Origin of the sequence: Rhizobium leguminosarum, from assembly GCF_001679785.1 — a bacterium.
Lineage (GTDB): Bacteria > Pseudomonadota > Alphaproteobacteria > Rhizobiales > Rhizobiaceae > Rhizobium > Rhizobium leguminosarum_R.
In genome coordinates this window covers 598,962-624,654 of record NZ_CP016286.1, presented here as the reverse complement: position 1 = coordinate 624,654, position 25,693 = coordinate 598,962, and the positions used below count along the sequence as shown (strand labels likewise).

At 61.2% G+C, this 25,693-nt stretch carries 27 protein-coding genes and 3 pseudogenes; 22 read left to right on the top strand and 8 right to left on the bottom strand.

The window, feature by feature from the left end:
- Nucleotides 1-165: 165 nt before the first annotated feature.
- From iolD to BA011_RS44115, 6 genes are all read left to right on the top strand, one after another.
- Entirely contained in the window at nt 166-2,016 is a 1,851-nt protein-coding gene (gene iolD, locus BA011_RS03280; RefSeq protein ID WP_065279433.1) for a 3D-(3,5/4)-trihydroxycyclohexane-1,2-dione acylhydrolase (decyclizing), read from the top strand.
- Nucleotides 2,017-2,183: 167 nt separating this feature from the next.
- The gene (gene iolE / locus BA011_RS03275; RefSeq protein ID WP_025393913.1) at nt 2,184-3,101 is read left to right on the top strand and encodes a myo-inosose-2 dehydratase; all 918 of its coding nucleotides are present in this window, start codon (nt 2,184-2,186) and stop codon (nt 3,099-3,101) included.
- 178 nt (nt 3,102-3,279) lie between these two features.
- Complete coding sequence (gene iolB / locus BA011_RS03270; protein ID WP_065279432.1) at nt 3,280-4,077, top strand: 5-deoxy-glucuronate isomerase; 798 nt, start codon at nt 3,280-3,282, stop codon at nt 4,075-4,077.
- A gap of 89 nt (nt 4,078-4,166) precedes the next feature.
- Entirely contained in the window at nt 4,167-4,394 is a 228-nt protein-coding gene (locus tag BA011_RS03265; protein WP_027665206.1) for a DUF1127 domain-containing protein, read from the top strand.
- Nucleotides 4,395-4,445: 51 nt separating this feature from the next.
- Nucleotides 4,446-5,282 (top strand): helix-turn-helix domain-containing protein, encoded by an 837-nt coding sequence (locus BA011_RS03260; RefSeq protein WP_065279431.1) that lies wholly within the window; start codon nt 4,446-4,448, stop codon nt 5,280-5,282.
- Nucleotides 5,283-5,384: 102 nt separating this feature from the next.
- Nucleotides 5,385-5,546: a hypothetical protein gene (locus BA011_RS44115; RefSeq protein ID WP_017959744.1), complete on the top strand. Its 162-nt coding sequence runs from the start codon at nt 5,385-5,387 to the stop codon at nt 5,544-5,546.
- 44 nt (nt 5,547-5,590) lie between these two features.
- Here BA011_RS44115 and BA011_RS03255 read toward each other — a convergent pair.
- A pseudogene (locus BA011_RS03255) lies at nt 5,591-6,957 on the bottom strand (MATE family efflux transporter).
- 143 nt (nt 6,958-7,100) lie between these two features.
- Nucleotides 7,101-7,541, bottom strand: a complete 441-nt coding sequence (locus BA011_RS03250) for a glyoxalase superfamily protein (protein ID WP_065279430.1) — start codon at nt 7,539-7,541, stop codon at nt 7,101-7,103.
- A 354-nt stretch (nt 7,542-7,895) separates the two neighbouring features.
- Here BA011_RS03250 and BA011_RS03245 point away from each other — a divergent pair, with 354 nt between their 5' ends.
- Nucleotides 7,896-8,228: a hypothetical protein gene (locus tag BA011_RS03245; RefSeq protein ID WP_018241377.1), complete on the top strand. Its 333-nt coding sequence runs from the start codon at nt 7,896-7,898 to the stop codon at nt 8,226-8,228.
- On the opposite strand, the gene BA011_RS44935 is transcribed toward BA011_RS03245, so the two are convergent.
- Nucleotides 8,179-8,430 (bottom strand): hypothetical protein, encoded by a 252-nt coding sequence (locus BA011_RS44935; protein WP_065279429.1) that lies wholly within the window; start codon nt 8,428-8,430, stop codon nt 8,179-8,181. The genes BA011_RS03245 and BA011_RS44935 overlap by 50 nt on opposite strands.
- 92 nt (nt 8,431-8,522) lie before the next feature.
- On the opposite strand from BA011_RS44935, the gene BA011_RS03235 reads away from it, so the two are divergent.
- Nucleotides 8,523-9,389, top strand: coding sequence for a LysR family transcriptional regulator (locus tag BA011_RS03235; protein ID WP_065279428.1), 867 nt, complete (start codon nt 8,523-8,525; stop codon nt 9,387-9,389).
- A 152-nt stretch (nt 9,390-9,541) separates the two neighbouring features.
- Here the strand turns inward: BA011_RS03235 and BA011_RS03230 are convergent, their stop codons facing one another.
- Nucleotides 9,542-9,988: a host attachment protein gene (locus BA011_RS03230; RefSeq protein WP_065282392.1), complete on the bottom strand. Its 447-nt coding sequence runs from the start codon at nt 9,986-9,988 to the stop codon at nt 9,542-9,544.
- Nucleotides 9,989-10,150: 162 nt separating this feature from the next.
- Between BA011_RS03230 and BA011_RS03225 the strand changes: the two are divergent.
- The 5 genes and pseudogenes from BA011_RS03225 to BA011_RS03205 all read left to right on the top strand — a co-directional run bounded on the left by BA011_RS03225 (nt 10,151) and on the right by BA011_RS03205 (nt 15,797).
- Nucleotides 10,151-10,554: pseudogene (locus tag BA011_RS03225) on the top strand (DUF2177 family protein).
- 221 nt (nt 10,555-10,775) lie between these two features.
- Nucleotides 10,776-11,177: a pilus assembly protein PilZ gene (locus BA011_RS03220; protein WP_027665199.1), complete on the top strand. Its 402-nt coding sequence runs from the start codon at nt 10,776-10,778 to the stop codon at nt 11,175-11,177.
- Between the two features lie 113 nt (nt 11,178-11,290).
- The gene (locus BA011_RS03215; RefSeq protein WP_065279427.1) at nt 11,291-12,406 is read left to right on the top strand and encodes a pyridoxal phosphate-dependent aminotransferase; all 1,116 of its coding nucleotides are present in this window, start codon (nt 11,291-11,293) and stop codon (nt 12,404-12,406) included.
- 361 nt (nt 12,407-12,767) lie between these two features.
- A complete protein-coding gene (locus BA011_RS03210) occupies nt 12,768-14,150 on the top strand; it encodes an IS1380 family transposase (RefSeq protein ID WP_065279426.1) in 1,383 nt (460 codons plus the stop codon).
- Between the two features lie 123 nt (nt 14,151-14,273).
- The gene (locus BA011_RS03205) at nt 14,274-15,797 is read left to right on the top strand and encodes an ISNCY family transposase (protein ID WP_065279116.1); all 1,524 of its coding nucleotides are present in this window, start codon (nt 14,274-14,276) and stop codon (nt 15,795-15,797) included.
- A gap of 500 nt (nt 15,798-16,297) precedes the next feature.
- Here BA011_RS03205 and ltrA read toward each other — a convergent pair whose 3' ends face one another.
- Both ltrA and BA011_RS03195 read right to left on the bottom strand, forming a co-directional pair.
- A complete protein-coding gene (gene ltrA / locus BA011_RS03200; protein WP_186806473.1) occupies nt 16,298-17,620 on the bottom strand; it encodes a group II intron reverse transcriptase/maturase in 1,323 nt (440 codons plus the stop codon).
- A 505-nt stretch (nt 17,621-18,125) separates the two neighbouring features.
- Complete coding sequence (locus BA011_RS03195; protein ID WP_003546876.1) at nt 18,126-18,395, bottom strand: sel1 repeat family protein; 270 nt, start codon at nt 18,393-18,395, stop codon at nt 18,126-18,128.
- Nucleotides 18,396-18,839: 444 nt separating this feature from the next.
- Here BA011_RS03195 and BA011_RS03190 point away from each other — a divergent pair, with 444 nt between their 5' ends.
- From BA011_RS03190 to BA011_RS03175, 5 genes and pseudogenes are all read left to right on the top strand, one after another.
- Nucleotides 18,840-19,178: a DUF2147 domain-containing protein gene (locus BA011_RS03190; protein WP_065282391.1), complete on the top strand. Its 339-nt coding sequence runs from the start codon at nt 18,840-18,842 to the stop codon at nt 19,176-19,178.
- A 77-nt stretch (nt 19,179-19,255) separates the two neighbouring features.
- Complete coding sequence (locus BA011_RS03185) at nt 19,256-19,525, top strand: CopG family ribbon-helix-helix protein (protein ID WP_065279425.1); 270 nt, start codon at nt 19,256-19,258, stop codon at nt 19,523-19,525.
- 56 nt (nt 19,526-19,581) lie between these two features.
- A pseudogene (locus BA011_RS44930) lies at nt 19,582-19,819 on the top strand (type II toxin-antitoxin system RelE/ParE family toxin).
- Nucleotides 19,820-20,030: 211 nt separating this feature from the next.
- Nucleotides 20,031-20,210 carry a hypothetical protein gene (locus BA011_RS03180; RefSeq protein ID WP_065279424.1) on the top strand — a complete coding sequence of 60 codons (180 nt, stop codon included), beginning with the start codon at nt 20,031-20,033 and terminating at the stop codon, nt 20,208-20,210.
- A gap of 171 nt (nt 20,211-20,381) precedes the next feature.
- Nucleotides 20,382-21,884 (top strand): AMP nucleosidase, encoded by a 1,503-nt coding sequence (locus BA011_RS03175; protein ID WP_065279423.1) that lies wholly within the window; start codon nt 20,382-20,384, stop codon nt 21,882-21,884.
- Between the two features lie 9 nt (nt 21,885-21,893).
- On the opposite strand, the gene BA011_RS03170 is transcribed toward BA011_RS03175, so the two are convergent.
- Entirely contained in the window at nt 21,894-22,112 is a 219-nt protein-coding gene (locus tag BA011_RS03170; RefSeq protein ID WP_237352565.1) for a hypothetical protein, read from the bottom strand.
- A gap of 152 nt (nt 22,113-22,264) precedes the next feature.
- On the opposite strand from BA011_RS03170, the gene BA011_RS03165 reads away from it, so the two are divergent.
- The 4 genes from BA011_RS03165 to BA011_RS03150 are packed head-to-tail and all read left to right on the top strand — an operon-like array spanning nt 22,265 to nt 24,601.
- Nucleotides 22,265-22,621 (top strand): YciI family protein, encoded by a 357-nt coding sequence (locus tag BA011_RS03165; protein WP_065279421.1) that lies wholly within the window; start codon nt 22,265-22,267, stop codon nt 22,619-22,621.
- Between the two features lie 10 nt (nt 22,622-22,631).
- On the top strand, nt 22,632-22,991 hold the full coding sequence (locus tag BA011_RS03160; protein ID WP_017959729.1) for a YciI family protein: 360 nt from the start codon (nt 22,632-22,634) through the stop codon (nt 22,989-22,991).
- A gap of 2 nt (nt 22,992-22,993) precedes the next feature.
- Entirely contained in the window at nt 22,994-23,353 is a 360-nt protein-coding gene (locus BA011_RS03155) for a YciI family protein (protein ID WP_020049276.1), read from the top strand.
- 9 nt (nt 23,354-23,362) lie between these two features.
- On the top strand, nt 23,363-24,601 hold the full coding sequence (locus BA011_RS03150; RefSeq protein ID WP_065279420.1) for an RNA polymerase sigma factor: 1,239 nt from the start codon (nt 23,363-23,365) through the stop codon (nt 24,599-24,601).
- Here BA011_RS03150 and BA011_RS03145 read toward each other — a convergent pair.
- Nucleotides 24,572-25,534 carry a lysylphosphatidylglycerol synthase domain-containing protein gene (locus BA011_RS03145; protein ID WP_065279419.1) on the bottom strand — a complete coding sequence of 321 codons (963 nt, stop codon included), beginning with the start codon at nt 25,532-25,534 and terminating at the stop codon, nt 24,572-24,574. The two genes, BA011_RS03150 and BA011_RS03145, sit on opposite strands and share 30 nt — an antisense overlap.
- Between the last annotated feature and the right edge of the window lie 159 nt (nt 25,535-25,693).

Genomic DNA, 25,693 nt, shown 5'->3' with positions numbered 1-25,693 from the left:
GGGGGAGGGACTTAACTTGAGGCACCGCCTCACGCCATGAGCGAGCGTCCTTTTGGACGAGCCGTTGCGACGGGAATGTCGAGAGCTCGGCAGGTTAGTCCCTCCCCCTTGTGGGGAGGGGTTGGGAAGGGGAAAACGCGAAAAGAAAAATTGCGGGAGGACCCGATGGGCAAGACGATACGGTTGACGATGGCGCAGGCCGTCGCACATTTCCTGAAAGTACAGATGACGATCGTCGACGGCAAGAAAGTGCCGATCTTCGGCGGCGTCTGGGCGATCTTCGGTCACGGCAACGTCGCCGGCATCGGCGAGGCGCTCTATCAGGTGCGCGGGGAATTGACGACCTATCGCGCACACAACGAACAGGGCATGGCGCATGCCGCGATCGCCTATGCCAAGGCAAATTTCCGCACGCGCTTCATGGCCTGCACGAGCTCGATCGGTCCGGGCGCGCTGAACATGGTGACGGCCGCCGGCGTGGCGCATGTCAATCGTATTCCCGTTCTCTTCCTGCCGGGCGACGTGTTTGCCAACCGCGCGCCGGATCCGGTGCTGCAGCAGATCGAGGATTTCGGCGACGGCACGGTTTCGGCCAATGATGCCTTCCGTCCGGTTTCGCGCTATTTCGACCGCATCACCCGGCCCGAGCAGATCATCACGGCGCTGAAGCGCGCCATGCAGGTCCTGACCGATCCGCTCGATTGCGGCCCGGTGACATTGTCACTCTGCCAGGACGTTCAGGCGGAGGCCTATGATTATCCGGAAAGCCTGTTCGAGGAAAAAGTCTGGGCGACCCGCCGGCCGCAGCCGGATGCGGACGAGCTCGCAAATGCCATCGCGCTGATCAAGGCATCGCAGAAGCCCGTGATCGTTGCCGGCGGCGGCGTGCTTTATTCCCAGGCGACGAAGGAGCTTGCCGCCTTTGCCGAGGCCCACGGCATTCCCGTCGTCGTCAGCCAGGCGGGCAAATCGTCGATCAACGAGAGCCATCCGCTGGCGCTTGGTTCGGTCGGCGTCACCGGCACCTCGGCGGCGAATGCGATCGCCGAAGAGACGGACCTCGTCATCGCCGTCGGCACGCGCTGCCAGGATTTCACCACCGGCTCCTGGGCGCTGTTCAAGAACGACAGCCTGAAGATGATCGGCCTCAATATCGCCGCCTATGACGCGGTGAAGCACGACAGCCATCCGCTGGTGACCGATGCCCGCGAGGGGCTGAAGGCGCTGTCGGCTGGGCTTTCCGGCTGGAAGGTGCCGGCAGCACTCGCCGAGAAGGCGGCTGTGGAGAAGAAGGCCTGGATGGAGGCCGCGGCCAGGGCGATGGCGACGACCAATACCGCCCTGCCCTCCGATGCGCAGGTGATCGGCGCGGTGGCGCGCACGATCGGCGGCGAGAATACGACGGTTCTTTGCGCCGCAGGCGGCCTTCCCGGCGAATTGCACAAGCTCTGGCCGGCGACGGCGCCGGGCAGCTATCACATGGAATACGGTTTTTCCTGCATGGGTTACGAGATTGCCGGAGGGCTCGGCGCCAAGATGGCGCGTCCCGAACGGGATGTCGTCGTCATGGTCGGCGACGGTTCCTACATGATGATGAATTCCGAGCTCGCCACCTCGGTCATGCTCGGCCTCAAGCTCAACATCGTCGTGCTCGACAATCGCGGTTACGGCTGCATCAACCGGCTGCAAATGGGGACTGGCGGCGCCAACTTCAACAATCTGCTGAAGGACTCCTATCACGAGGTGATGCCGGAGATTGATTTCCGCGCGCATGCCGAAAGTATGGGCGCCATCGCCGTCAAGGTCGCCTCGATCGCCGAGCTGGAGCAGGCGCTCGCCGCCTCGAAGAAGAACGACCGCACCTCGGTCTTCGTCATCGACACCGATCCGCTCATTACCACCGAGGCCGGCGGCCACTGGTGGGATGTCGCAGTGCCTGAGGTCAGCCCCCGCGAAGAGGTCAACGAAGCACGCAAGGGCTACGTCGAAGCACGCACCGCCCAGCGCATCGGCTAGCCTACTGCATAATCCCTTAAATCGCGACCGATTTAAGGACAAATTATGCAGCAATTCGAGGTGCTACAGCGTCCTTTGCGCGTCTGAAAAGACGCGCAGCGCTGTAGTGCTATTATTCCGCGGAAAAGCGTCCCGGCTCTTCCGCAATGCTTTTAAGGAGAATGTTGATGAAGGCCAAACTCGGCATGTCGCCCATCGCCTGGTGGAACGACGATCTTCCTGAGCTCAGCGATGACGTGTCCCTCGAGGAATGCCTGCGGCAATCGCGCAGCGCAGGTTTCACCGGCATGGAGCAAGGCCGCCGTTTCCCTAGCAATCCGGAAGAGATGCTCCCGATCCTGCGCGCTGCCGACGTGACGCTGTGCGGTGGCTGGTTCTCCGGCACGCTGGTCAATGAGGAGCTTGCCGCCAACAAGGACCGCATCGCGCCGATGATCGCGCTGTTCAAGGCGGTCAATGCACCTTGCATCGTTTATGGCGAAGTCGGTCGCTCCATCCAGGGCGACCGCTCCAAGCCGCTCGCGACCAAGCCGCGCCTCTCCGATGACGAGATGAAGGCCTATGCGCGTCGCGTCACGGAATTCGGGGAATGGTGCGCCGAGCAGGGCATGCCGCTCTCCTACCACCATCACATGGCCGCCGTCGTCGAAACCGAGCCGGAACTCGACGCCTTCATGCGCCATTCGGGCGAAGGCATTCCGCTGCTGCTCGATGCCGGGCATTTGGCCTTTGCCGGCGGCGACGTGCTCCGCGCCATCGAGAACCACCACGCCCGTATCAACCATGTTCACGTCAAGGACATCCGCAAGCCTGTGGTGGATGGGCTGGACCGCAGCCGGCAGTCCTTCCTCGATGCGGTGGCACTTGGCGCCTTCACGGTGCCGGGCGACGGCTCGCTCGATTTCGGCGCCATCGTCCAGCGGCTTGCCGATCACGGCTATGAAGGCTGGTTTGTCGTCGAGGCCGAACAGGATCCGCGCAAGGCCCCGCCGCAGAAAATGGCCGAGATCGGCCACGCCGAATTGATGCGCGTCATGACGGCTGCGGGCTATACCGTGGAGACAGAAGGCTTTCCCAAGGGATAGCGGGAACAAAAGACCCCTCCCAAACCCCTCCCCACAGGGGGTGGGACTTAGGGCACCGCCCACACCAGACAACGGCCACCTTGCAAAAAGGAACACCGTAATATGGGCGAGACAGCACGGCAGGTTATCCCTCCCCTTGTGGGGAGGGGAACTTTCCAACTTACGAGGAAAAACACTAATGCCCAACCTCAAGGTGAAACCGTCCGGCACGCATGGCCGCGTCACCCATGTCACCCCGGAAAATGCCGGCTGGACCTATGTCGGCTTCGATTTGCATCGGATGAAGCCGGGCGAAACCGTCTCGGGAGAGACGGGCGATCGCGAAGTCTGCCTCGTCTGGGTGACCGGCAAAGGCAAGGCATCGGCCGGCACCAAGGATTTCGGCACGCTCGGCGGCCGCATGAACCCGTTCGAAGGCGCCCCGCATGCGCTCTATATCCCGATGGAATCGACATGGTCGGTGACGGCGGAGACCGATCTGGAGCTCGCGGTCTGCTCCGCACCCGGCAGCGGCACCTATCAGGCAAAGGCGATCCCGCCCGGCACGCATCCGCAGGTGACGCGCGGCAAGGGCACGAATGTGCGCTACGTCAACAATATCATGCCGGAAGACGACAGCTCGGCGCATTCGCTGCTCGTCGTCGAGGTGATCACGCCTGGTGGACACACCTCCTCCTATCCGCCGCACAAGCACGACCAGGACGACCTGCCGAACGAGAGCTTCCTGGAAGAGACCTATTACCATCGCCTCAACCCACCGCAGGGCTTCGCTTTCCAGCGCGTCTACACCGACGATCGCTCGCTCGACGAGGCAATGGCGCTCGAGGACGGCGATGTGACGCTGGTGCCAAAGGGCTATCACCCCTGTGCCGCCTGCCATGGCTACGACCTCTACTACCTCAACGTCATGGCCGGACCGCAGCGGATCTGGAAATTCCACAATGCAGCCGAGCACGAGTGGCTGCTGAAGGCGTAAGCGTCGCCTCCGATCGCTAAATAATCTGACAGCGCGAAACCGCCGCTGATGGTTCACTGCCTCCATCCAAACACGGATGGAGGATCACCATGCACAGCCCGAACTTCACGATACCGGCCCGAAATATTCGCTCTTCGCGTCTTACGCGACCCGGCCTGTTCCTTGCCATAATCACGGCAGCGCGCTGGCTGGCGCGCAAAATAAACGAACGACGCAACCGGAATGCGTTAATGGAGCTTTCCGACGAACAGCTGAAGGATATCGGCCTTTCCAGGGGGCAGACGGAAAGCGATGTTCATGTCTACAGCCGTTACTAAAGTGCTGTTATAAGTACGGTCGGTTCTGGCCGGTCTGATACGGAATATGCAATGTCGCAGTTCTCAACGGCACCGCTTCTGAAAACGAAGATGGTCACTATTCGTGACATCGTCTGCAGTGGCGAGTGCCGTCATAAGAGCGACGAGGAATGCGCCCACAGGACGAGCCTCGTCTATCCCTATCGCGGCGTCTTCATGCGGCATGTCGGCCGCAATGATACGGTGGCCGAAGCCAATCAGGTCTTGTTCTTCAATGTCGGTCAGGGATATCGGATCAGCCACCCTATCGAGGGTGGCGACGCCTGCATCGATCTGGCGATCGACGAATCCATGCTTGAAGAGCTTACGCCGAAGGAGCAGGCGCAGCCCGGCCCGCCCTTTTCCTTCCGCCGCCAGCGCCGACGGATCGATCCGCGCGCGCAGGCCCTGGTTGCGCTCCTACGTCATGGTCTCAGCCGCAACGTCGCCGAAACGCTGGAAGCGGAAATATTGGCGCTGACGCTCGTGCGCCGTTCGCTCGGCGAGCGCACATCGCATGCGGCGGGTGCCAGTGCCGGCCGGCAGAAACTCGTCGACCGGGCAAAGCTGGTGCTTTCTTCCGATCTCGCGCGGCGCTGGACACTTTCGGAAATCGCCGCCGAAGTGGGCGTCTCGCCCGTTTATCTCACCCAGGTCTTCCAACAGGTCGAGGCGACGCCGCTCTATCGCTACCAGCTGCGGCTGCGGCTTGCCCGCGCGCTCGATCTGCTCGGCCAGTATGAGGATCTGACCGCGCTCGGTCTCGATCTCGGCTTTTCAAGCCACAGCCATTTCAGCGCTTCCTTCAAACAGTCCTTCGGGCAGACTCCGGCCGAATTCCAGCGCTCGGCACAGCTGCGGCGGAAGTAAGAGCCGAGGTCGATCGCTAAAGATTTCGACAGCGCCGATGCCGTCTTCGATGATCTTATCAGCCTGTCCCGATCCTGGGGCGATCAACTGGAGGATCATCAGATGAAGAAGACAACATGCGCTGCCTGCGACTGCGAACTCGGCGCGGAGACCATCACCGTCAAGCTTGGCGGCAAGGCTGTCGAGGTCTGCTGCCAGGAATGCGCCGAGGCCTTGAACGAGGCTGAAGCCGCAACATCGGCCGCTTCGGCAGGCAAAGAATGACGATTCCAGGCAAAAGCCATGCTCCCTAGCGCGGCTTTTCCGTCTCAGGCGGGCAGAAGCCCGTAGCGCCAGCCGCGGCGTTTGGCGTTCTGCGACAGCACGAGGAAGGCAAGGATGAACATGCCTGCCTCGGCAAAGACCGGCACCATCCAGATCCCCTGCTCGCCGAAGACGAAGGGCAGCAGGAAGGTGAGCGGCAGGGTGAGCAGATAGGGCCGCGACAGGCCGAAGATCGCCGCGCGCGGCGCATCGCCGATCGACTGGAAATAGGACGACAGGATCAGCATCTGCCCGAAGAGAAAATAGGCGCCGATCGTCCAGGGCAGAATTCGCCTGACCTCGGCGATGATCGCCGGATCGGCGACGAAGACGGCGCCGAGGCGGCCGGCCAGTAGTTCGACGGTGATCTCCACCAGAGTGCAATAGACGAGGGCTGCGAGCATGGCGATCTGCAGGCTGCGGCCGACGCGGAGCGCGAGGCCGGCACCGTGATTGTTGCCGGCGATCGTCTGCAGCGCGATGGAGAGGCCAAGCAGCGGCAGATAGGTGAAAGTCATGATCCGGGTGATGATGCCATAGGCGGCAACAGTCGCGACGTAGTCATGCGTGCTCCAGAGCGAGACATTGAGCAGAATGGCGGCCGAGGCCAGCGATATGCCGATGAAGCCGAGGCTCATCGGCGCGCCGAAAGCGACGATCCCACGCCATTCGGCAAGAGCCAACCCCGGGGAAGGCCTCAGTGCCGCCGGCCGGCGCCAGCGATAGGCGAGCACGGCCGCGAGACAGACGAATTGCGATGCGATGGAGCCGGCTGCCGAACCGAGCACACCCCAATGCATCACCGCCATGAACAGCCAGTTGGCGAGGATGTTGAGCAGCGAGGCCGACAGCGTCACCAGCGTCATGAACCAATCTTGCCTTCGCAGCGCAATCCGTCGAGATGCAGCGACAGGAAGAAGCCGACCGGCGCACAGGCGATCATCGCGCCCATGAACAGCATGGCGCCATCGGCAACAGTGGCATTGCCGGCGGCACCCGCATCGATGATCTGCCGGCCGACAGTCCAGTAGACCAGATTGAGAATGAGGGTAACGGCGAACGCCAGCGCATGCGCGCCGGCAAACACCCGACGCGCGCCTTGACGATCGCCGGCGCCGAGCCGGCGGGCGAGGATGCTCGCCATGCCGTTCGAGACCAGCGATTGCAGGGCGACCAGCAGCATCAGCCCGGGGAAAATCAGGCTGACGGCAGAGAGTGCGTCCGGGCCGACATAGGCGCCGAGGAAATAGGCGTCGACGACAGTGAACAGGCCGTTGACGGTGGTGATCGCGACGATCGGAGCCGCCGTTTTGATGAAGACGCCCGGCAGCCAGCCGGTGAGAAAGGCATTGCCTTGGGAAAGATCGGTCATGAGAAATCCGTGCGATAGCGGGCGAGACCCGATCCGGCTTAAGAATCCTGCTTATCCGGACAGCCTCAAAAGAATGAGAGCTGGATTAAAGAATGAGAGCATGATGTTGTCCGAAAACCGCTCACACTTTTCGGCATCATGCTCTATAGATCGAGCACCAGATGCGGCACGCCGTTCGAGGTCTTTCTCGGCGAGATACCGTCGGCATCAATCTGCGCGTTCACACGCTGGCGAAAGGCGGAAAAGCTCTCGAAGGTGACGACATCCACCGGCTTGTCGAAATGGATGGTGATCCTGTGGAGGTCGCCGCCGGGCAGGGCCGAAAGCGCCAGGACTTCGCCGGTGAACGGCTGATTGAGATAACGGCCGCGAATATGCGCGCCGACGAAGAGCGGCGTCTTTGGAGCGGCATTGGGCTTTGCCGCAAGGGCCGCGAGCGTGTTCCAATCGCGCACGCCGTGCTGGCGGGCAATCATTTCCAGGGCCGCACTGTGGGTCAGGGTGGTGCCGCGATCGTTCATCGCCTGGCGCAGGCGCTTGGCCTGGGTCTTCAATTCATCAATGGCAGGATAGGTCGTCGTCATGGCGTGAGCCTTCGCAAGGCATGCTCTTCGACTGCGGATGGGAGCTCGCATTGCCGTCAGTCAGCATGCACAAAGGGCCGTGACCATGATCACGAGGACTTCACCATGGATTTTCATCCGCGAGCGGCCGGTGCCTCGAACCGGCCTTTGTATGCGCGAACGCCGCCGACATGTCAAGAATGGCGCATCTGCTTCAGCAATGCGCAGCTTTGGGGCAAATCTGCACGAAATCGGTGCGATTTTCCCGCGGCCTTCACATAAGCATTCAATCTTAACGGTGTTCTTCAGCAAATGTCAGCATTCTTCGGCTAATATCCTGTCGTATTACAAGCGGAGGCTAAAAGGGCCTTTCAGATGCACCTCGACACAGAACACCCCAAGCCGGAACGTGCTTACAGGGAATTCAATCTCGACAGGCCCGGCAACATCATCTTCGTCGGCCATCACCTCAGCACCGGGACCCAGGTGCGCTGCCTGATCCGCACGATCACGCTTGCCGGCGCATTGCTTGAAGTCAGCCCGAACCTGGAAATACCGAGCCATTTCTTCCTCGAAATCCTCGGCATCCATGACGAGATCGGCGCGACAGTGGTCAAGCGTGAAGGCGAATTGGTGACGATCAGCTTCAACATGCTGATCAATCCGGAATTCCTGCACCACGTGTTGCGATTGAACTTCGAAACCTGAGGCTTTCTCCGATCCGCAAATCATCGCGGCCCGGCACCTTTGTTTCTGCATCCCGTCTTGCGACAAGGCGCGCAATGATCGAAACGGCCCAGAGAAATCCGCGCCATTCCGGACGCTCGAGCGGATCGGCCAAGGGATCATGGCAGACCCGGCGATTGCCGATTTCGATTTCCCTAAACAGAACAACCCAGTTGAGATCCATTGCTCGATCCTCCATCTATTTGGCTCAGGCACTTGAGCTAAGCCTTCGCGCCCCTCCGATGTAGAGGCGCTGGGGAAAGGGGGTTTTCATCCATGAAAGATGCGAGCTGGGACGACCTGCAGCTTTTCTTCCATGTTGCGACCGGCGGCGGGCTTTCGGCGGCGGCGACACGCACCGGGTTCAGCGCACCGACGATCGGCCGGCGCATGCTGGCGCTCGAACGGGTGACGGGCCGCTCGCTCTTCAGCCGCGGCCCCACCGGTTATCTGCTCGCCAAGGACGGGCAGGAGCTGCTCGATCGCGTCCGGCTGATGCAGGATGCGGCGCGTGCGATCTCCGACTGGCGCGGCGAGGTGCTGACGCTGCCGATCGTCTCGACGGCCGCCGACAGCTGGACCTCGCGCTTCGTCGCCGACCATCTGGCAAGCGTCTGGACGCCGAAGGACAGCTTCCGTATGTGCTACAAGACCTGCGACACGAGCGTCGATTTCACCTATCGCGAGGCGCATATCGCCGTTCGCCACAGCCGGCCGGAGAGCGGCAACGTCGCGATCCGCCGGTCGGTCAAGGCGGCGCATGCGGCTTATCAGGCGGCCGGCTATGACGAGAAAAACTGCAACTGGATCTCGCTCGGCACCGATACCGCCATCACGCCGGCGGACAAATGGACGTTCGAACAGCCGGATTCCTGGATCACCAGCTGGACGAACACGCCGCATATGCTCTTTTACCTCATCCGCGGCGGTGCCGGCCGCGGCGTGCTCCCCTGTTTCATCGGCGATCAGGAGAGCAGGCTCGTCCGCGCCGGTCCTGTCATCGACGAACTGACCTACGACATGTGGATCGTTGCGCATGACGACGAACGGCAAAGGCCGGAGGTCAGAATCGTCATCGACCGCCTAGCGGCGCTCTTTGCCGATCATGAAGACCTGTTTGCCGGGCAGAAACCGTCCGCATGACGCGAAAACGCGGGCCTCTCGACCCGCATTCCCTCAGCTTGGGCTAGAGCGGTTCAGCTTCACGGGAAGCGCATAACCGCTCTAGCCTTCTGTTTTTACGCAATGCCGGACGGAAAACCGCTTCACACTTTTCCTGGAATTGCTCTAACGGTTCAGGCGGCGAGATGCCGCTCGATCTCATCGATCGGCATATTGGTATAGTCCTTCGCCAATTCCACGGAGATCGCTGCTTGCGTATCGGCGCTGAGCGCCGGCCGCAGCGCGCCGAGTGCTTTCGGCGGCGCAACGAGGACGATGCGGCGGACATCCTTTTCCTGCGCCAGCTCATCCAGCCTTTCTGCGACCTGTTTCAGGAATTGGGCTTCGGCTTGATCCTGCCAGTTGGTCTCCTCGACAGCACTGCGGCTGAAGCCATCGGCGGCATGGCTGCGGCCGGGCTTGTCGGCGCCGATCTCGCGGTCTGGCTCGCTCGGCTGCGTTAGAGTTTCCAGCACCTTCAGGTTCATCAGCTGGGCATCGCCGGCATTCTGCATGATCAGAGCCTTGGCTCCGTTGCAGACCACGACCCATGATTTCCAAGGGATTTTGACGTCGGTCATCTTCAACTCCTCGCTGTCGTCATTCGAAGCGCGCCGTGCTTCATCGATCAAGGCACAACGCTCGGCCATTGAAAGAGTTCGGGAAAATTGCGCCGAAATCGAACGGGGCGGCGATCCGGCCGACCCTTGCTGCGTAGAAAGGCCAAGCTCGGGAGATTGACGATGAAGACATCACTGCTCGCCTATGCCGGCACCTTTCTCACCCTTCTCATCTGCGACGGGATATGGCTCGGCCTCATCGCCCGCAAACTTCTACCGCGACCCAGTTGGGAGCGCTGAGGCTGCCCTCGCCCAATCTGGCGTCGGCGCACTTGTTCTACCTGTTCTTCGCCGCCTCGATGGTTGTGCTTGCCGTGCTGCCGGCGCTGTCGGCGGGCTCTATCGCCACGGCGTTTCTCCACGGTGCCATTCTGGGACTGGCGGCCTATGGCACTTATGACATCACCAATCTCGCCACGCTTCGCAATTGGCCGCTCGCCACGAGCCTGGACGACATGGCCTGGGGCACGGCTCTGACGGCGCTGACTGCCGCCGGCGGATATCTCGCCGTCAGATTTTTTGGCTGAAACGGGAGCCTGGAGATGAAAAGCCCATGTCCCGATAATGGACATCAGGCGTCCCGCTTGGGAACAAAGTTTAAACTCGTTAAAATTGTCATTTTATATTTGACGAATGTGCAAAACATTCATGTGACCTTGGTTGGAGCAAGACCCCAGCTTGAATGAGATCAAGACCAGCTTGCTCGTGATCAAGACCCCAAATGTGCCCTGTCTGACGGAGAATGTGAATGACTATGCTCCGCGCTACACACCTTGCCACGGTCAAATCCGCTGTCTACGACCTGCGCTGGGAAGAGTTCAACGTCAAGCGACCCGCCCGCATCGTCGCCGTCCGCCCGTGCCTGACCGGCGTGTCGATGCGAAGCGCCGAGATCATCGATATCTCGCAGGGCGGCGCCACCTTCATCGTTTCGACCACCGCCGGTCTGCCGAAACATTATTATCTCAACATTCTCGGCCTCGCCTACCGGATCGGCTGCGCCGAGGTCTACCGCAACAAAGAACGCATCGGGGTGCGGTTCATCAACATCATGGACCCCGAGGTTCTGCGCCGCGTCGTCCGCACCGATTTCATGATCGGCAACATGGAAGCAATCGACGCCCGGCGCGCGCCGATCTTCCGCGCGTGAACAGGCCGACGACACGCGCGTCACTGCCGTTGCGGAAATAATCTTGCTTGCGTTGGCCGTGCCCGGGCCTATTGTTGCGCCGATTGTCAATATGTCCGGGAAACTGCCTTCGCATGTCCGCCTTTTCGCGCTTCACACCTCTTGCCAGCGCCCTGCCCTCCACAGTTCCCTTCGTCGGCCCCGAGGCGATCGAGCGCCAGCGCAGACTTGCCGTTTCGGCGCGCATCGGCGCCAATGAGAACGGCTTCGGCCCAGCGGCTTCCGTCTTTGCAGCGATGCGCGAGGAGGCCGGCAATATCTGGAAATACAATGATCCGGAGAATTTCGCGCTCCGGGAAGCGCTCGCCGCCCATCTCGGCGTCTCGGCCACCAATATCGCCATCGGCAGCGGCATCGACGAATTGCTCGGCCAGATCGTCCGGCTGGTGATCGAGCAGGGGGCGCCCGTCGTTACCTCACTCGGCGCCTATCCGACCTTCAATTTCCATGTCGCCGGTTTCGGCGGCCGGCTGGTGCCGGTTCCGTACGCAAACGACCGCGAGGATCTCGACGGGCTGCTCGATGCGGTGAAACGCGAGAATGCGCCGCTCGTCTATTTCGCCAATCCCGACAATCCGATGGGAAGCTGGTGGGATGCCGACAGCATCGTCGCTTTCGCCCATGCGCTGCCCGAGACGACGCTGATGGTGCTCGACGAGGCCTATAGCGAGACGGGGCCGGCAGGTTCGCTGCCGTCGATCTCCTCGCTCATCGAGCTGCCGAACGTCGTTCGCACCCGCACCTTCTCCAAAGCCTACGGACTTGCCGGCTCACGCACCGGATACGCGATCTCGACGGCAGGCACGGCACAGGCCTTCGACAAGATCCGCAATCATTTTGGCATGAACCGGCTGGCGACGGCAGCAGCGCTCGCGGCGCTGAAGGACCAGGCCTATCTCGTCGAGGTGGTCGGGAAAATCCATGCCGGCCGGGAGCGGATCGGCGGCATCGCCCGGGCGAACGGCCTTCAACCCCTGCCCTCGGCGACGAATTTCGTGGCGATCGACGCCGGCCGCGACGGCGCTTATGCCAGGGCGATCGTCGACGGATTGATGGAGCGCGGGGTTTTCATCCGCATCCCTGGTGTGGCGCCGCTCAACCGCTGCATTCGCGTCAGCGTCGGGCCGGAGGCGGATATGGCGCTTCTCGAAGAAGCGCTGCCGCAGGTGCTGAAACAGATCAGCCGATAAAACGAAGAACCGCGGCCGGTGGAGTATCCGGTCGCGGTTCCGTTCTCCTGGCGTCGGCCCCGTCCAAAGCGCCCCGCCAGCCCCCTCTTTTTGAGGTTGTTATTGCTGCTCTTGTCTAATTCCTGATCGGAGGCGGTGTCAGAGCGGTTCAGCTTTTCACGGAAACGCAGAATCGCTCTAACTTTTTGTTTTTACGCGATTCCCGGCAAAAGCGCTTCGCGCTTTGCCCTGGGAAAACCGCTTCGCGCTTTTCCTGGAATTGCTCTAGCCTGAATCTCTCAAAGTAAGGGGTGCATCGGGCCTGCGAATCTGAGAAACTGCTTTTACGACAAAGGCTTACCAGATTCGTTACGGAGGCCCGATGCAAACACACTGTATCTCCGCGCAGTTCGGATTTAAAGGCTTCGACGGCCACAAAGTTATCGCTGGTTTTGACGGCGGCGCGATCACCTCGGATGCCGGTGCGCTGCTGCTTCGCCACGTCGATGGGGCCATCGGGCTATTCGACCGGGTGGCCGGCTGCTTCATTGATGGCCGCGATCGCAAGTGCACGGTCCACAGCATGCGCACGCTGGTCGGGCAGCGCATTGCAGCGATCGCGCTGGGCTATGAGGATGTCGACGATCACGACACGCTGCGCCACGACCCGGTACTTGCGCTGCTGTCGGAGCGGCTGACGCCGAAGCGACAAGACTGTGCGGTGCTTGCCGGCAAATCCACGTTGAACCGGCTGGAGCACGGCCGCCCCGGCGCGCCGACGCGCTATCATAAGATCGCCTATGACGCAGGGGCGCTGGAAGCGCTATTCGTGGAGCTGTTCGTGGACGCACACGACAGGCCGCCGGAGGAGATCGTGCTCGATCTCGACGCCACCGACGATCCGCTGCACGGCCATCAGGAAGGGCGGTTCTTCCACGGCTATTATGACGGCTATTGCTATTTGCCGCTCTACATCTTTTGCGGCCGGCATCTGCTTTCGGCCAAGCTGCGACGCTCCAATATCGACGCCAGCGCCGGCGCGGTCGAGGAGGTCGGGCGGATCGTCAAGCAGATCCGCGCGCGCTGGCCCAACGTGCGCATCATCCTGCGGGCCGATTCCGGCTTTGCCCGCGACGAACTGATGGACTGGTGCGAGGCAAACGGCGTCGACTATGTCTTTGGCCTTGCCCGCAACAAGCGGTTGGAAAAGAAGATCGCCGAGGCCCTGGAGGAAGCGAGCCTTGCGGCCAAGGCAAGCGGCCAGGCTGCCCGCGTCTTCCGCGACTTCCTGTGGTCGACGAAGGGCAGCTGGTCATGCCGGCGGCGGGTGGTGGCCAAGGCCGAATGGACGATGGCGGGGGCCAATCCGCGCTTCATCGTCACCTCGCTGGAACCGGAATACTGGGCGGCACAACCGCTTTACGAGGAGCTTTACTGCGCCCGTGGCGATATGGAGAACCGCATCAAGGAATGCCAGCTCGATCTCTATGCCGACCGCACCAGCGCCCACACCATGCGCGCCAATCAGTTGCGGCTCTGGTTTGCATCCTTGGCCTATGTGCTGATCTGTGCGCTACGCCGCCTCGGCCTCACCGGTAGCCGCCTTGCCGATGCCACCTGCGGCACGATCCGATTGAAGCTCTTGAAGATCGGCGCCCAGGTCCGCATCTCCGTCCGCCGCATCAAGGTGGCGATGGCTTCGGCCTGCCCATATGCCGAGGAATTTGCCCTGGCTCACGCCCGAATATGCGCCGCGGCCCGATGATGCCGCCGGACCTATAGCGCGACGATCAGGATGAGACGCGCATTGCCTCGCCTGAACTGCTCCCTGAGAATGGGTTATTGCCTCATCTAAATTGCTCCCGACGAATCAACCTCGGGAGCTTTGATGAGGAAGGTAAGCATGGCGACACGTGTGGAATTGGTGGCGGCGATCAGTTGTCGCTATGTGTTAGGCGGGCGGGCCGAGAAGGCGAGGATGTTGGACGAGTTCGTGGCGCTCACGGGCTTTCATCGCAAGCATGCGATGCGACTGCTGCGAGGAGAACGCGAACCGGCGAAGGGTGGTCCTCGGCCAGGGCGCCGGGTTTACGGCGATGACGTGCGGGCGGCGCTCGTCGTTGTTTGGGAGGCGTCGGATCGAATTTGCGGCAAGCGACTACACCCCCTGTTGCCAACACTGATCGAAGCGATGGAACGTCATGGACATGGCGATATGAATAGCGAGACGCGCCGGCAACTCTTGACGATGAGCCCAGCGACGATTGATCGAGTCCTCAAGGAGATTAAAGCGAGCGCCACGGGTCCGCGGCGCCGGAAAGGATCAACGGCGATTCGGCGTAGTGTTCCCGTTCGAACGTTCTCGGATTGGGATGACCCCGCACCCGGCTTTGTCGAGGCTGATCTCGTTTCTCATTCCGGCCCGTACGCGAGAGGTGCCTTCTCGCAAACGCTGGTGTTGACCGATATAGCCACGGGCTGGACGGAATGCGCGCCGCTGCTGGTTCGCGAGCAAACGGTACTGATCACTGCGTTGACCGAACTGCGCAAGTTGCTGCCGTTCCCGCTGCTGGGCTTCGACACCGACAACGACAGTGTGTTCATGAACGAGAGCGTTCATGAGTATTGCTTGCGAGATAATATCGAACTCACCCGTTGCCGCCCCTACCGAAAGAACGACCAGGCATTTGTCGAGCAGAAGAATGGCGCGATCGTGCGCAAGATCGTTGGATACCGACGCTTCGAGGGGCTGCGAGCCACCCGGGAGCTGGCCAAGCTTTATTCCTCAATGCGGTTGTTCGTGAATTTCTTTCAGCCATCATTCAAGCTGAAAGAAAAGCACCGTGACGGAGCCAAGGTGATCAAGCGCTATCATCGTCCCGCCACGCCTTATCAGCGGCTGCTTGACGACGCACGCACGCCGGAGGATACATGCCTTCGGCTCAAGGCGATGTACCTGACGCTCGATCCGGTTCGGCTGCTCCGCGACATACGGCTGGCACAAGAGAGATTGGTCGAAATTGCTGACAAGCCTGATGGTCCGCCTGCCACCGACGGCGAGGCATTACCGCTCGAAGACTTTCTGTCTGGCTTACGGATTGCTTGGCGTGGTGGTGAAGTGAAACCGACTGCCCGCTCCAAGCCAGCGGCCAAGCGAGAGCGGCGGAGGCCCGATCCTCTACTCGCCGTCACTGCCGAACTCGAGGATTGGTTCGAGGCGGAGCCTTGGCGAACTTCGCGAGAGTTGCTTGAACGCTTGCAGGTCAAATACCCCGGCGTGTATCCCGACGGCCTCATTCGGACCGTGCAGCGTCGAATGAAGATCTGGCGCAGTACACAGGCCAATGCGCTGGTGTTCGGGCCATTCGCCGATGCCGCGCGGCAGACGCAAAACGTAGAGGTCGTGCAGTGAGGCTCTTACCGCCAGGTTGGCCTTCGACAACCCGCGGAAAACATGATGAACGCCCGCGAAGCCGCCCGCTCGCTACAGCGCTATTGAGGGCGCGCTCGCGAGCGGCTTCGCTACCTCCGTCACCTTGCACCAGGTGCGGGGACAAGATCGTAACAACCCGTGAGGCATTCGAGAACATCCGAGTGAGGCAACGGCATTATTCTCCGGGAACACTCTTGGGTGAGGCAATACGAGTCTCACCTTGTTTGTCGCCGCGCACGGACCCGAGCCCTTCCCGCCAACGACAGAGGATACATCGCCGGACCAGACAAAACGCCCAACATCGCGGCGGCGACCGCCCGCGTCCTCGGTGTGCACGCAACGCCAGCCGACAGCGCACCCAATCAATACCAGTGACGCTGGTAGAGTCGAGGACAGGCGCGGTGACATGAGTCCCGTTTCCTGTCCCCGCTCGTCAAACCGGACGTGCCGATTTCCGGCATCCGGCTTTCCGACTGGCTTCACCGCATAGCTCTCGGAGGTGGCCCGATGTGGACGCGTCGAAGGCGCAGCACACCGCCCTCTCCAAAGACATAGTCATCGGAGAAACGGTGCGACCCGCGCCCTGCCACCTTGTGCCGCCGCGTGAGGAAGTTTCGCACACGCTCGTAAACATGGTTGTCGACCGCCCGATATGCCGGAAGGCGGGAGCCATAACCGAAGTAGGTCGACCAGCCGCGCAAAAGGCGGTTGAGCCGGTTCCGCACGTCGGGCCATGTCCCCATCTCACCGGGCACGAGCAAATCGCTCACCTTTTTCTTGAGCCGCTGGACACTTTTCCGAGATGGGCTTGCGCCCAGATACCAATGACCATCCTTGCGAAAATGCTCGGGGCCAAAGCTATAGCCAAGGAAGTCGAAATGCTCCTGTCGTGCATTCCTCACCGAGGTTTTCGCCTCATTGAGGGTGAGCCCGAGCTTCGCCATAACCAGCCGCGTCCACGACAGAGCCTCTTCCGCATAACCACGGCTGAGGATGACGAAGTCGTCGGCGTAGGAAACGACGTGGGCTTGGAACGCTTCTCCCCGTGCGGTCTGCCGCCAATGCTTCAGGAAACGGTTCATGTAGATGTTGGCCAGCATCGGACTCGCGACACCGCCCTGAGGCGTTCCGCTCGTTGCGTTGCGACCACCACTCATGCGCCGCTTGCCGTCGCCATCCCGTTCTTCAACAGGCGCTTTCAGCCACATCTTGATAAGATGCAGCACATGCCTGTCGACGACCCTGCGGGCCACGGATCGTAGAAGGTCCGCGTGCGGAATCGAGTCGAAATATCCCGACAAATCAGCGTCGACCACATCGGTGTAACCCCGGCATATTAGCCGGTGCACCTCCTTGACCGCCTGACCACCACCCCGATTGGGGCGATAGCCATAGGCGCTATCCTCGAAATCCGCCTCGAAGATCGGTTCAAGCACCAGCTTGGCGGCAGTCTGGACGACACGATCCCGAATAGTCGGAATACCGAGCGGCCTTTCTCCACCTCCAGGCTTTGGTAGCATGACCCGTCGTACCAGTTGGGGCCGATACGTTTTCGAAACGAGTTCCTCGCGCAGTCCCGCCAGCCACTCCTGCGCTCCCGCCGCCTCGATCCGCGCGAACGTCACGCCGTCGACGCCCGGCGAACCAGCATTGGAGCGGGCTAGCCGATAGGCATGGTACAGAATGTCGTCGCGACAGATCTTGTCGTAGAGAGCGTAAAAGCGGAAGGCAGGCTCCGCCTTCGCTTTACGATACAGCTTCCTCTGAAGAGTCCGGATCTTATCAGGCGTTTGCAGGCTCATCGCCAATCACCTCCACCTCATCATCGTCAAAAGCACACCAGAAGTCAGGGGCCTTCCCTCCACCGGCATTACCCGGCCTCAGCAGTAGTATGACCCTGTCCGACTCCCGCTCCAGACCGGCGTGCCAAGCACGCCGTTGAGGCCGCTACCCTCGCCCGGGACGGGTCTCCCCCGATTACCCGCACCACCTTTCCAGCGTGCCGTGCCCACTACCCCGGCGAATCGAGCGGGTGCGCTCGTCGATTTCTTCCCCGCTCGTGCTGCCTTCCCCTAATCTCAGGAGGGTCGGCATCCGCATCTTCACTTTCGAGGCCTGCTCAGGCTTCACACTCGTTACGGCCCACTGGATTGCTCAACCGCCCAAGGCGGCCTTTGTCACGAGGCTTCGGCCCGGCCGGTTACCCTGCCAAGCCGCTCGTCAGCTACCAGACCTATCGACAATTATCTGGGTGGAACCTTCCTCCACTGGTGTTACGCGCCGTCGGGGCGCACTGAGAAAAGCGGGCTAGTGAACCGTCATCCACTCGCGGGCGGCGCGTAGCGCTGCTGCGAGCTGCATCTTGTCCATGGCGGCGGCCACGTCGGCACGAAGCTCGGCGGCGCGGTCGTTGCCCTTGATTGCGGCGATGTTCAGCCATTTGTGGGCTGCGACGAGATCGACTTCGCAGCCGCGGCCGGTCGCATACATCAGACCCATTTCGCAGAAGACATCGGCGCTGTTGTTGTCGCCACCCATGGTGGCCGTTTCAGCATTGTGCATTTCAAAGCGTGCCATCGGTTTTATCCCTGTTAGCCTGTTTATGACTGACCCTGTTTTACCTCTAGGCCTTGCCGTCTGTTTGCGGCTTGCGGCCCTTTCGGTCCGGCGGGTTTGCCCCGCTCGTTTGATGGGTTCACTATGCCAAACGGCTTTCAAAAAACGCCTAAAATGCATGATTAATTTGAGACAAACAAAGTGCAAACACTTGGTAAAATTGGATTTTCGTTAAACATCGGATCCCTTGCGAATTAAGGATTTTCGAGCGGATTTTACGAAAGATTCAGATTTGAAAATAAACGGATCGTTCATCATGAAATTAGCAGGCGGTATCTTTGAAAGCTCGCCGCACGGCTTTTTCTCGCGTTTTTCAGCCAGTCAGCATGATAACGATTGACCTTATTTACCTTTACGTTCGCGTCAGTTATTTTCGCGGCGATCAAGAACATCATGGAGGATAAGATGATCCGCAGCTTCGTTCTCGCCGGCGTCATAACAGTGACCGCGGGTATCGCGCATGCCGATGAGCCGATCGTCGGCAACTGGAAGACGGCTGCCGGCGATACGGCGGTGATCGCATCCTGCGGCGGCAGTTACTGCGTGACACTGAAGACCGGTAAATATGCCGGCCGGAAGATCGGCACGCTTGCAGGAACCGGCGGCAGCTATGCCGGCGAGATCACCGACCCGGCCGCCGAAAAGACCTATAGCGGCTCAGGCAAGGTTTCCGGCAATTCGCTGAGGATGCAGGGCTGCGTGATGAAGATCCTCTGCAAGTCTCAGACCTGGACGCGGCTCTGAGAGAACGCGGGGGGCGGATAGCGGGTAACGGCCGGGATGTGTTAGAGTGTACACAGCTCAACACAGGAGTTTTCGAAATGGCCGGCAGCAGGACCATGACAATTCGGGTCCGCCCCGACGTAAAAGAAAAGCTCGACAGGATTGCGGCCGACACGCAACGCGGCAAATCATTCCTCGCCGGCGAGGCCGTAGCGGCCTATGTGGAGCGCGAGCTTGAAATCATCGAGGGTATCAAGCGCGGCATGGCCGATGCGGAAGCCGGGCGTGTTATCCCGCACGATCAGGCTGTCGCCGAAATGCGTAAGGTCATCGCGGATGCCAAGCGTAGGAAGACCCCGCGCGGATGAGGCCGGTTCTTCGGTCGAAGCAAGCACATCAGGATAATCTGGAAATTCTGCATTAAATCGCAAAGGACAACCCCGATGCGGCCGAAAGGGTCGTGGACGCCATCGAGGATGCCGGCAAGAAACTTGGCGAATTTGCAACCGGTCGGCCAGGGCGAATAACTGGCACTTATGAAAAGTCGCTCACCCCGCTCCCCTACACAAATTTCCTATGAGCTGCGGTCGATCGCGGGACGCGAAAGCGTCGTCATCTTGCGTGTGATCCATACCGCGCGGGATTGGGCGGCCGAAGAATAGCCGAACCAACTTATAAGCGTACCGCAACGCACCTGTGCAGCATCATCCAAAACGCCAAGCATGTCGAAGCCGGCATGCCTCGAAACCCTTGGCGACCGGCCCGAGCCGGCCCGACAAGCTGAACGGCGGATGAACCGGTATCTCAGCACTCATTCAGCCGCCGCATGGCAAAACTCATGTCACGATAGAGTTGCGTATCGGGGGCAAGGCAATGAACCACTATATTCTGGCAAGACGCCTCAGCATCATCACGCTGTTTGCGGCGATCTTTGCGGTCACGTTTTCGGCAGTCGTGGTGCACGATGGCGGCGGCGGCGCGCAGTCGCATTTCGGGGCGAGCTATACCTGCCTCGAGAGAAACGGCACCTTCTGCGCGCCCTCGGTGCGGTGACTAAAGCGCATCGCGATGCGCTTTAAGTCTTTGATTTATGCATGTCGTTGGCTCAAAACCGCTGCGCAGGTTGGGCGACAGGCATTCGCACCGGGCAGGCAGGAGTATAAAAAATCGGAATCCGCCGGCGCGCGTCGTTTGCTTGTCAAGAACAACTCTCTATAATGCCTCATGAACAAACGAATCTCCCTTTTGTCGCCCCTCGACATATCCTCTCCTCCGCCTTTCCAGCCTCAGAGCTTCGATGATCCCGCTAAGGCGGTCGAGACGCTGACAGCGCTTTATGAGCGCAACACGGCCTTCCTGATCGAGAGCTTCAGCGAACTTGCGCAGGGCGCTCCGATCTCCTCGCGGTACCGCGCATTTTATCCGCAGGTCAGCATCGAGACGACAAGCTACGGTCATGTCGATTCGCGGCTTTCCTACGGTCATGTCACGGCACCTGGCATCTACACGACGACCGTGACCCGGCCGAAGCTCTTCAAGCATTACCTCACGGAGCAGCTGTCGCTGCTGATGAAGAGCCATAATGTTCCGATCGTCGTCTCAGAATCGTCGACGCCGATCCCGCTCCACTTCGCCTTCGGCGAAGGTGCACATGTGGAAGCATCGACCAACGCCTTCATAGACGTTCCGATGCGCGATATCTTCGACACGCCCGACCTCAACACCACCGACGACGAGATCGCCAACGGCGAATATATCCCGCCGCCGGGAGAGCCCTCGCCGCTGGCGCCGTTTACCGCACAACGCATCGACTATTCGCTCGCCCGGCTGTCGCACTATACGGCGACGCATGCCGAGCATTTCCAGAATTTCGTGCTGTTCACCAACTACCAGTTCTATATCGACGAATTCTGCGGCTGGGCGCGCAAGCTGATGGCGGAGGGCGGCGACGGCTATACTGCCTTCGTCGAGCCCGGTAATGTCGTCACCCTGCCCGGCTCGAACGCGCCGGAAACGGATGCCGCTCTCACCCGCCTGCCGCAAATGCCGGCCTACCATCTGAAGAAGAAGGGCCATGCCGGGATCACCATGATCAATATCGGCGTCGGCCCCTCCAACGCCAAGACGATCACCGACCATGTCGCCGTGCTGCGCCCGCATGCCTGGCTGATGCTCGGCCACTGCGCCGGTCTTCGCAACAGCCAGCGGCTCGGCGACTATGTTCTCGCCCATGCCTATATGCGTGAGGACCATGTCCTCGACGACGACCTGCCGGTCTGGGTGCCGATCCCGGCGCTGGCCGAAGTGCAGGTGGCGCTCGAAGCCGCCGTTGCCGAAATCACCGGCTATGAAGGTTTCGAGTTGAAGCGCATCATGCGCACCGGCACCGTCGGTACGATCGACAACCGCAACTGGGAACTGCGCGACCAGCGCGGACCGGTGAAGCGGCTCTCCCAGGCGCGCGCGATCGCGCTCGACATGGAATCGGCAACGATCGCCGCCAACGGCTTCCGCTTCCGCGTGCCCTATGGCACGCTGCTCTGCGTCTCCGACAAACCGCTGCACGGCGAATTGAAGCTGCCGGGCATGGCAACGGCCTTCTACCGCACGCAGGTCAACCAGCATCTGCAGATCGGCATCCGCGCCGTCCAGAAGCTTGCCGCCATGCCGAAGGAAGCGCTGCATTCGCGCAAGCTGCGCAGCTTCTTCGAAACGGCCTTCCAATAGGCCGTTTCCTCATCTGCCCGTCACGACAGGCGCCGAGCCCGCGGCCAGCATCTGCGGCCTACCGGCGGCAAGATTCAGCCCTGATATCAGCAGCGTGAAGGCCATCACGACGAAAGCGATGCGCAGGAGAACCTTCAGCACATCGGCATCGTCGGGTACTACCAGCTGACGCTTCTCGTGGCGACGTGCCCAGATCTGGCTTGCCAGAGCGATTTCAAGAATGCTCATTTCCATTCTCCTCGACAGGTTTCGATGAAGCCTTGTCGAGTGCTGCCTTGCTATTTCGACACCTCGTCCGCACAATTTTTTTCGCGGCGCTGTCGAAATGCATGCAGGTCGTTCGTCCATGTTTATGGGAACAGGGCGAGGAGGCTGCCGCGATGAAATATCTCTGTCAGGTCTGGTTCGATGGCGGGGTACTCGACGCCATGACGCAAGAGGAGAAGACCGAACTCGACACTAATTCCTTGAACTATGACGAGGACCTCGTCGAAAGCGGGCATATGATCGTCGCCCAGGCGTTGCAGCCGCCAAAATCGGCGGTGACCGTACGGGTGCGCAATGGCGAGATGTCGGTGACGGACGGTCCCTTCGCCGAGACGAAGGAGGCGCTCGGCGGCTTCATCCTGATCGAGGCCAAGGATCTCAACGAAGCGATCCGCATTGCCGCGGGTATCCCACTCGCCAGGCTCGGCGCGATCGAGGTGCGGCCAATCCACGAATTCGGAGCTAAATGAGGAGAGACCAATGAAATTTCTATGCCAGATCTGGTTCGACACGGAAAAAAGCAAGCTGGTCCCTCAGACCGAATGGGATGCGCTCACACAGGAGTGCATCACCAGCGACAATCGCTGGCGCGAGAGCGGTCATCTGCTGGTGGCGCTCGCCTTGCATGAACCGTCAACGGCGATCACGGTCCGCCTGCGCAATGGCGAAGCCTTTGCGACCGATGGCCCATTTGCCGAAATCAAAGAGCACCTCGGCGGTTTTTTGCTGATCGAAGCCGAGACTATCGAGGAGGCGAAGACGATCGTGTCGAGTTTTCCGATCCTCAAATATTGCTCGATCGAAGTGCGCCCGACTTACTCCATTGAGGATGGGAAATAGCGATGCGCTACATCTGCCTGATTTATAACAGCACCGACACGGACGGAACGCTGACGCCTGATGAAACCGCCGAACTTATCAAAGCGCATTTCGCTTTCGATGAGGAGCTGAGCCGCGAAGGCATCATGATCCACTCCGATGCCTTGGAGATGCCTGACACGGCGACCGTGCTGCGCGTTCGCAACAACACGCTCTCCGCCACGGACGGTCCCTATGTCGAAACGAAGGAGCATCTGGCCGGCTTCTACGTCATCGAGGCGCCCGACATGGTCAAGGCAAAAGAGATCGCCGGGCGAATCCCGTCGGCCCGTTACGGCGCGGTCGAACTGAGGCCCGTGCGGACGCTGACCCTGCCAGACTGAGGTGCCTGATTGGAAAGCGTCATCGAAGAAATCTACCGAACTCAGTCGCGCCGGGTGCTGGCGACGCTGATCCGTCTGCTCGGCGATTTCGACCGGGCGGAGGAGGCGCTTCACGACGCCTTTACCGCCGCCGCCCGGACATGGCCGACGGACGGTATTCCCGGCAATCCCTTCGCCTGGCTCGTTTCGACGGGGCGTTTCAAGGCGATCGACACGATCCGACGGCGGGCGCGTTTCGATGCTTCGCAGCATCATATCGAAGACAGCCTCTACACGCCCGATGCAACGGAGATCGGCGACATGGAACCGATCGAGGACGACATGCTGCGGCTGATCTTCACCTGCTGCCATCCGCTCATCCCGGCCGATGCGCAGATGGCGATGGCGCTGAGGGAAATCTGCGGGCTGACCACCGAAGAGATCGCCCATGCCTTCCTCATTCCGGCGCCGACGGTGGCCCAGCGGATCGTGCGCGCCAAAGGCAGGATCCGGGCCGCGAAGATCCCCTACGAGGTGCCGGGCCGCGAGGCGCTGCCGCCGCGACTCGACCGGGTGCTGCACGTCATCTACCTCGTCTTCAACGAGGGCTATTCGGCCTCTTCGGGCGAGGAGGTGGTCCGCGCCGACCTGACCGCAGAAGCGATCCGTCTGGCGCGACTGCTTCTGGCGCTGCTGCCGCATCCCGACGTCTCCGGCCTGCTGGCCTTGATGCTGCTGCAGGATTCCCGCCGTACCGCCCGCCGCGTCGGAGACGGATCGCTGGTGCTGCTTGCCGATCAGGACCGCTCGCTCTGGGATCATGCGAAGATTACGGAAGGCCTGGCGCTGCTCGCCGCGGCGATGGAAGCGGGAGAGATCGGCACCTATACGCTGCAGGCGGCGATCGCCGCCGAGCATGCCAGGGCGCCGGCTGCCGAAGAGACCGACTGGCGGCGGATCGCCTTCTATTACGATCTGCTGCTGGCGGCGCAGCCCTCTCCAATCGTCGAGCTCAACCGCGCCGTGGCGATTGCGATGGCCGAAGGGCCAGCGAAGGGGCTGGACCTGATCGATAGCATTCTGGGACGCCGGGAGCTGCAGGCCTATCACCTCGTCCATTCGGCGCGCGCCGATTTCCTGCGCCGTCTCGGCCGGAGGCAAGAGGCAATCGCGGCCTATCAAACGGCGCTGTCGCTCTGCCGGCAGGAGCCGGAGCAGGCGTTTCTGAGAAAGCGGATTTCAGAGCTTGCCACGACGTCCGAGCGGTAGTGAGATCGCAGTTCCCGTCAGCGCCGAGACAATGATCAGCAAATGGGCATTGACGCTCGCCTGCGCCAGCGCGGCAAGGGCCAGCCGCTCGCTGGAGGCGCCCAAGGCGATGGCGCCGGCGGTAATGCCGGCCGGATAGGTGCCGACGCCGCCTGGCGCATGCATCGGTAGCACGGAGGAGAGCTCGCCGCCGAGCGCGCCGCCGAAGCTTGCCGCCATCGGCAGCACGCCCATCAGGCCGAGCGCCCATGCGAGCACCATCACCTTCACCAGCCAGTTGACGATGGTCATCGCCCAAGCACGCGCAAAGGCGACGGCATCGAGCGGCAAGCCGTTTTCGATCTCGGCGACGAATTTCTGCGCCTTGTTCGGCAGCAGTCTGGCGGCTAGGCGCAGCAGCGGCTTGCGGGCGGCGAAGGCCGCGACCGGCAGCAGCAGGAAGACAGTCCAGAGCGACCAGGCAACAGCGGCATCGGCTGAAGCGACTGCAAAGCCGATGCCGGCGGCGGCCAGAAGCGCGTGCAGGTCGAGCAGCCGCATGACGAACAGCGCCGAGGTTCCGCGCGTCAGCTGAATGCCGAATTCGGTGCGCATCAACAGCGGAAAGCTGGTTTCGCCGGTTCGGAAAGGCAGCATGATGTTCAGCAGATTATGGATCTGCGTGACGCGGAAGAGGGTCGCAAACCGGCCGGCCGTTTCCTTCGGAAAATAATCATAGATGCGCCAGGTGCGCAGGAAATAGGTGCTCGTCAGCAGTACGAGCGCAGCGATCACGGGACCCGCGCCGACATCGGCCCATTGGCTGATGATGACGGGCCAGCCCCAGAACCATTGGATGAAGAGGCCATAGGCTGCGACAATGACGACCGTCAGAACGGTCATGCGATTGCGCATAAACCAGGACTGCCGGCTTTCAACGATCGAACTCTTCATGTAGTAGGCATTCCTCGCTTGGCGTCGGCATAGGCCTCGGTTCCGTCGCCAGGCGTTTTAGGAGAAATGAAGGTTGCGCACAACGGCGGAGTTGCCGGCAACGGCGGCGAGATCGCCTTAAGGCCGACGATCCCCGCGGACGACCGAAAAATAACAACG

Bases quoted from the DNA above. Each gene is read 5' to 3' on its own strand.
- iolD (WP_065279433.1), top strand. From the start codon at position 166: ATGGGCAAGACGATACGGTTGACGATGGCGCAGGCCGTCGCACATTTC.
- iolE (WP_025393913.1), top strand. From the start codon at position 2,184: ATGAAGGCCAAACTCGGCATGTCGCCCATCGCCTGGTGGAACGACGAT.
- iolB (WP_065279432.1), top strand. From the start codon at position 3,280: ATGCCCAACCTCAAGGTGAAACCGTCCGGCACGCATGGCCGCGTCACC.
- BA011_RS03265 (WP_027665206.1), top strand. From the start codon at position 4,167: ATGCACAGCCCGAACTTCACGATACCGGCCCGAAATATTCGCTCTTCG.
- BA011_RS03260 (WP_065279431.1), top strand. From the start codon at position 4,446: ATGTCGCAGTTCTCAACGGCACCGCTTCTGAAAACGAAGATGGTCACT.
- BA011_RS44115 (WP_017959744.1), top strand. From the start codon at position 5,385: ATGAAGAAGACAACATGCGCTGCCTGCGACTGCGAACTCGGCGCGGAG.
- BA011_RS03250 (WP_065279430.1), bottom strand. From the start codon at position 7,541: ATGACGACGACCTATCCTGCCATTGATGAATTGAAGACCCAGGCCAAG.
- BA011_RS03245 (WP_018241377.1), top strand. From the start codon at position 7,896: ATGCACCTCGACACAGAACACCCCAAGCCGGAACGTGCTTACAGGGAA.
- BA011_RS44935 (WP_065279429.1), bottom strand. From the start codon at position 8,430: ATGGATCTCAACTGGGTTGTTCTGTTTAGGGAAATCGAAATCGGCAAT.
- BA011_RS03235 (WP_065279428.1), top strand. From the start codon at position 8,523: ATGAAAGATGCGAGCTGGGACGACCTGCAGCTTTTCTTCCATGTTGCG.
- BA011_RS03230 (WP_065282392.1), bottom strand. From the start codon at position 9,988: ATGACCGACGTCAAAATCCCTTGGAAATCATGGGTCGTGGTCTGCAAC.
- BA011_RS03220 (WP_027665199.1), top strand. From the start codon at position 10,776: ATGACTATGCTCCGCGCTACACACCTTGCCACGGTCAAATCCGCTGTC.
- BA011_RS03215 (WP_065279427.1), top strand. From the start codon at position 11,291: ATGTCCGCCTTTTCGCGCTTCACACCTCTTGCCAGCGCCCTGCCCTCC.
- BA011_RS03210 (WP_065279426.1), top strand. From the start codon at position 12,768: ATGCAAACACACTGTATCTCCGCGCAGTTCGGATTTAAAGGCTTCGAC.
- BA011_RS03205 (WP_065279116.1), top strand. From the start codon at position 14,274: ATGAGGAAGGTAAGCATGGCGACACGTGTGGAATTGGTGGCGGCGATC.
- ltrA (WP_186806473.1), bottom strand. From the start codon at position 17,620: ATGAGCCTGCAAACGCCTGATAAGATCCGGACTCTTCAGAGGAAGCTG.
- BA011_RS03195 (WP_003546876.1), bottom strand. From the start codon at position 18,395: ATGGCACGCTTTGAAATGCACAATGCTGAAACGGCCACCATGGGTGGC.
- BA011_RS03190 (WP_065282391.1), top strand. From the start codon at position 18,840: ATGATCCGCAGCTTCGTTCTCGCCGGCGTCATAACAGTGACCGCGGGT.
- BA011_RS03185 (WP_065279425.1), top strand. From the start codon at position 19,256: ATGGCCGGCAGCAGGACCATGACAATTCGGGTCCGCCCCGACGTAAAA.
- BA011_RS03180 (WP_065279424.1), top strand. From the start codon at position 20,031: ATGAACCACTATATTCTGGCAAGACGCCTCAGCATCATCACGCTGTTT.
- BA011_RS03175 (WP_065279423.1), top strand. From the start codon at position 20,382: ATGAACAAACGAATCTCCCTTTTGTCGCCCCTCGACATATCCTCTCCT.
- BA011_RS03170 (WP_237352565.1), bottom strand. From the start codon at position 22,112: ATGAGCATTCTTGAAATCGCTCTGGCAAGCCAGATCTGGGCACGTCGC.
- BA011_RS03165 (WP_065279421.1), top strand. From the start codon at position 22,265: ATGAAATATCTCTGTCAGGTCTGGTTCGATGGCGGGGTACTCGACGCC.
- BA011_RS03160 (WP_017959729.1), top strand. From the start codon at position 22,632: ATGAAATTTCTATGCCAGATCTGGTTCGACACGGAAAAAAGCAAGCTG.
- BA011_RS03155 (WP_020049276.1), top strand. From the start codon at position 22,994: ATGCGCTACATCTGCCTGATTTATAACAGCACCGACACGGACGGAACG.
- BA011_RS03145 (WP_065279419.1), bottom strand. From the start codon at position 25,534: ATGAAGAGTTCGATCGTTGAAAGCCGGCAGTCCTGGTTTATGCGCAAT.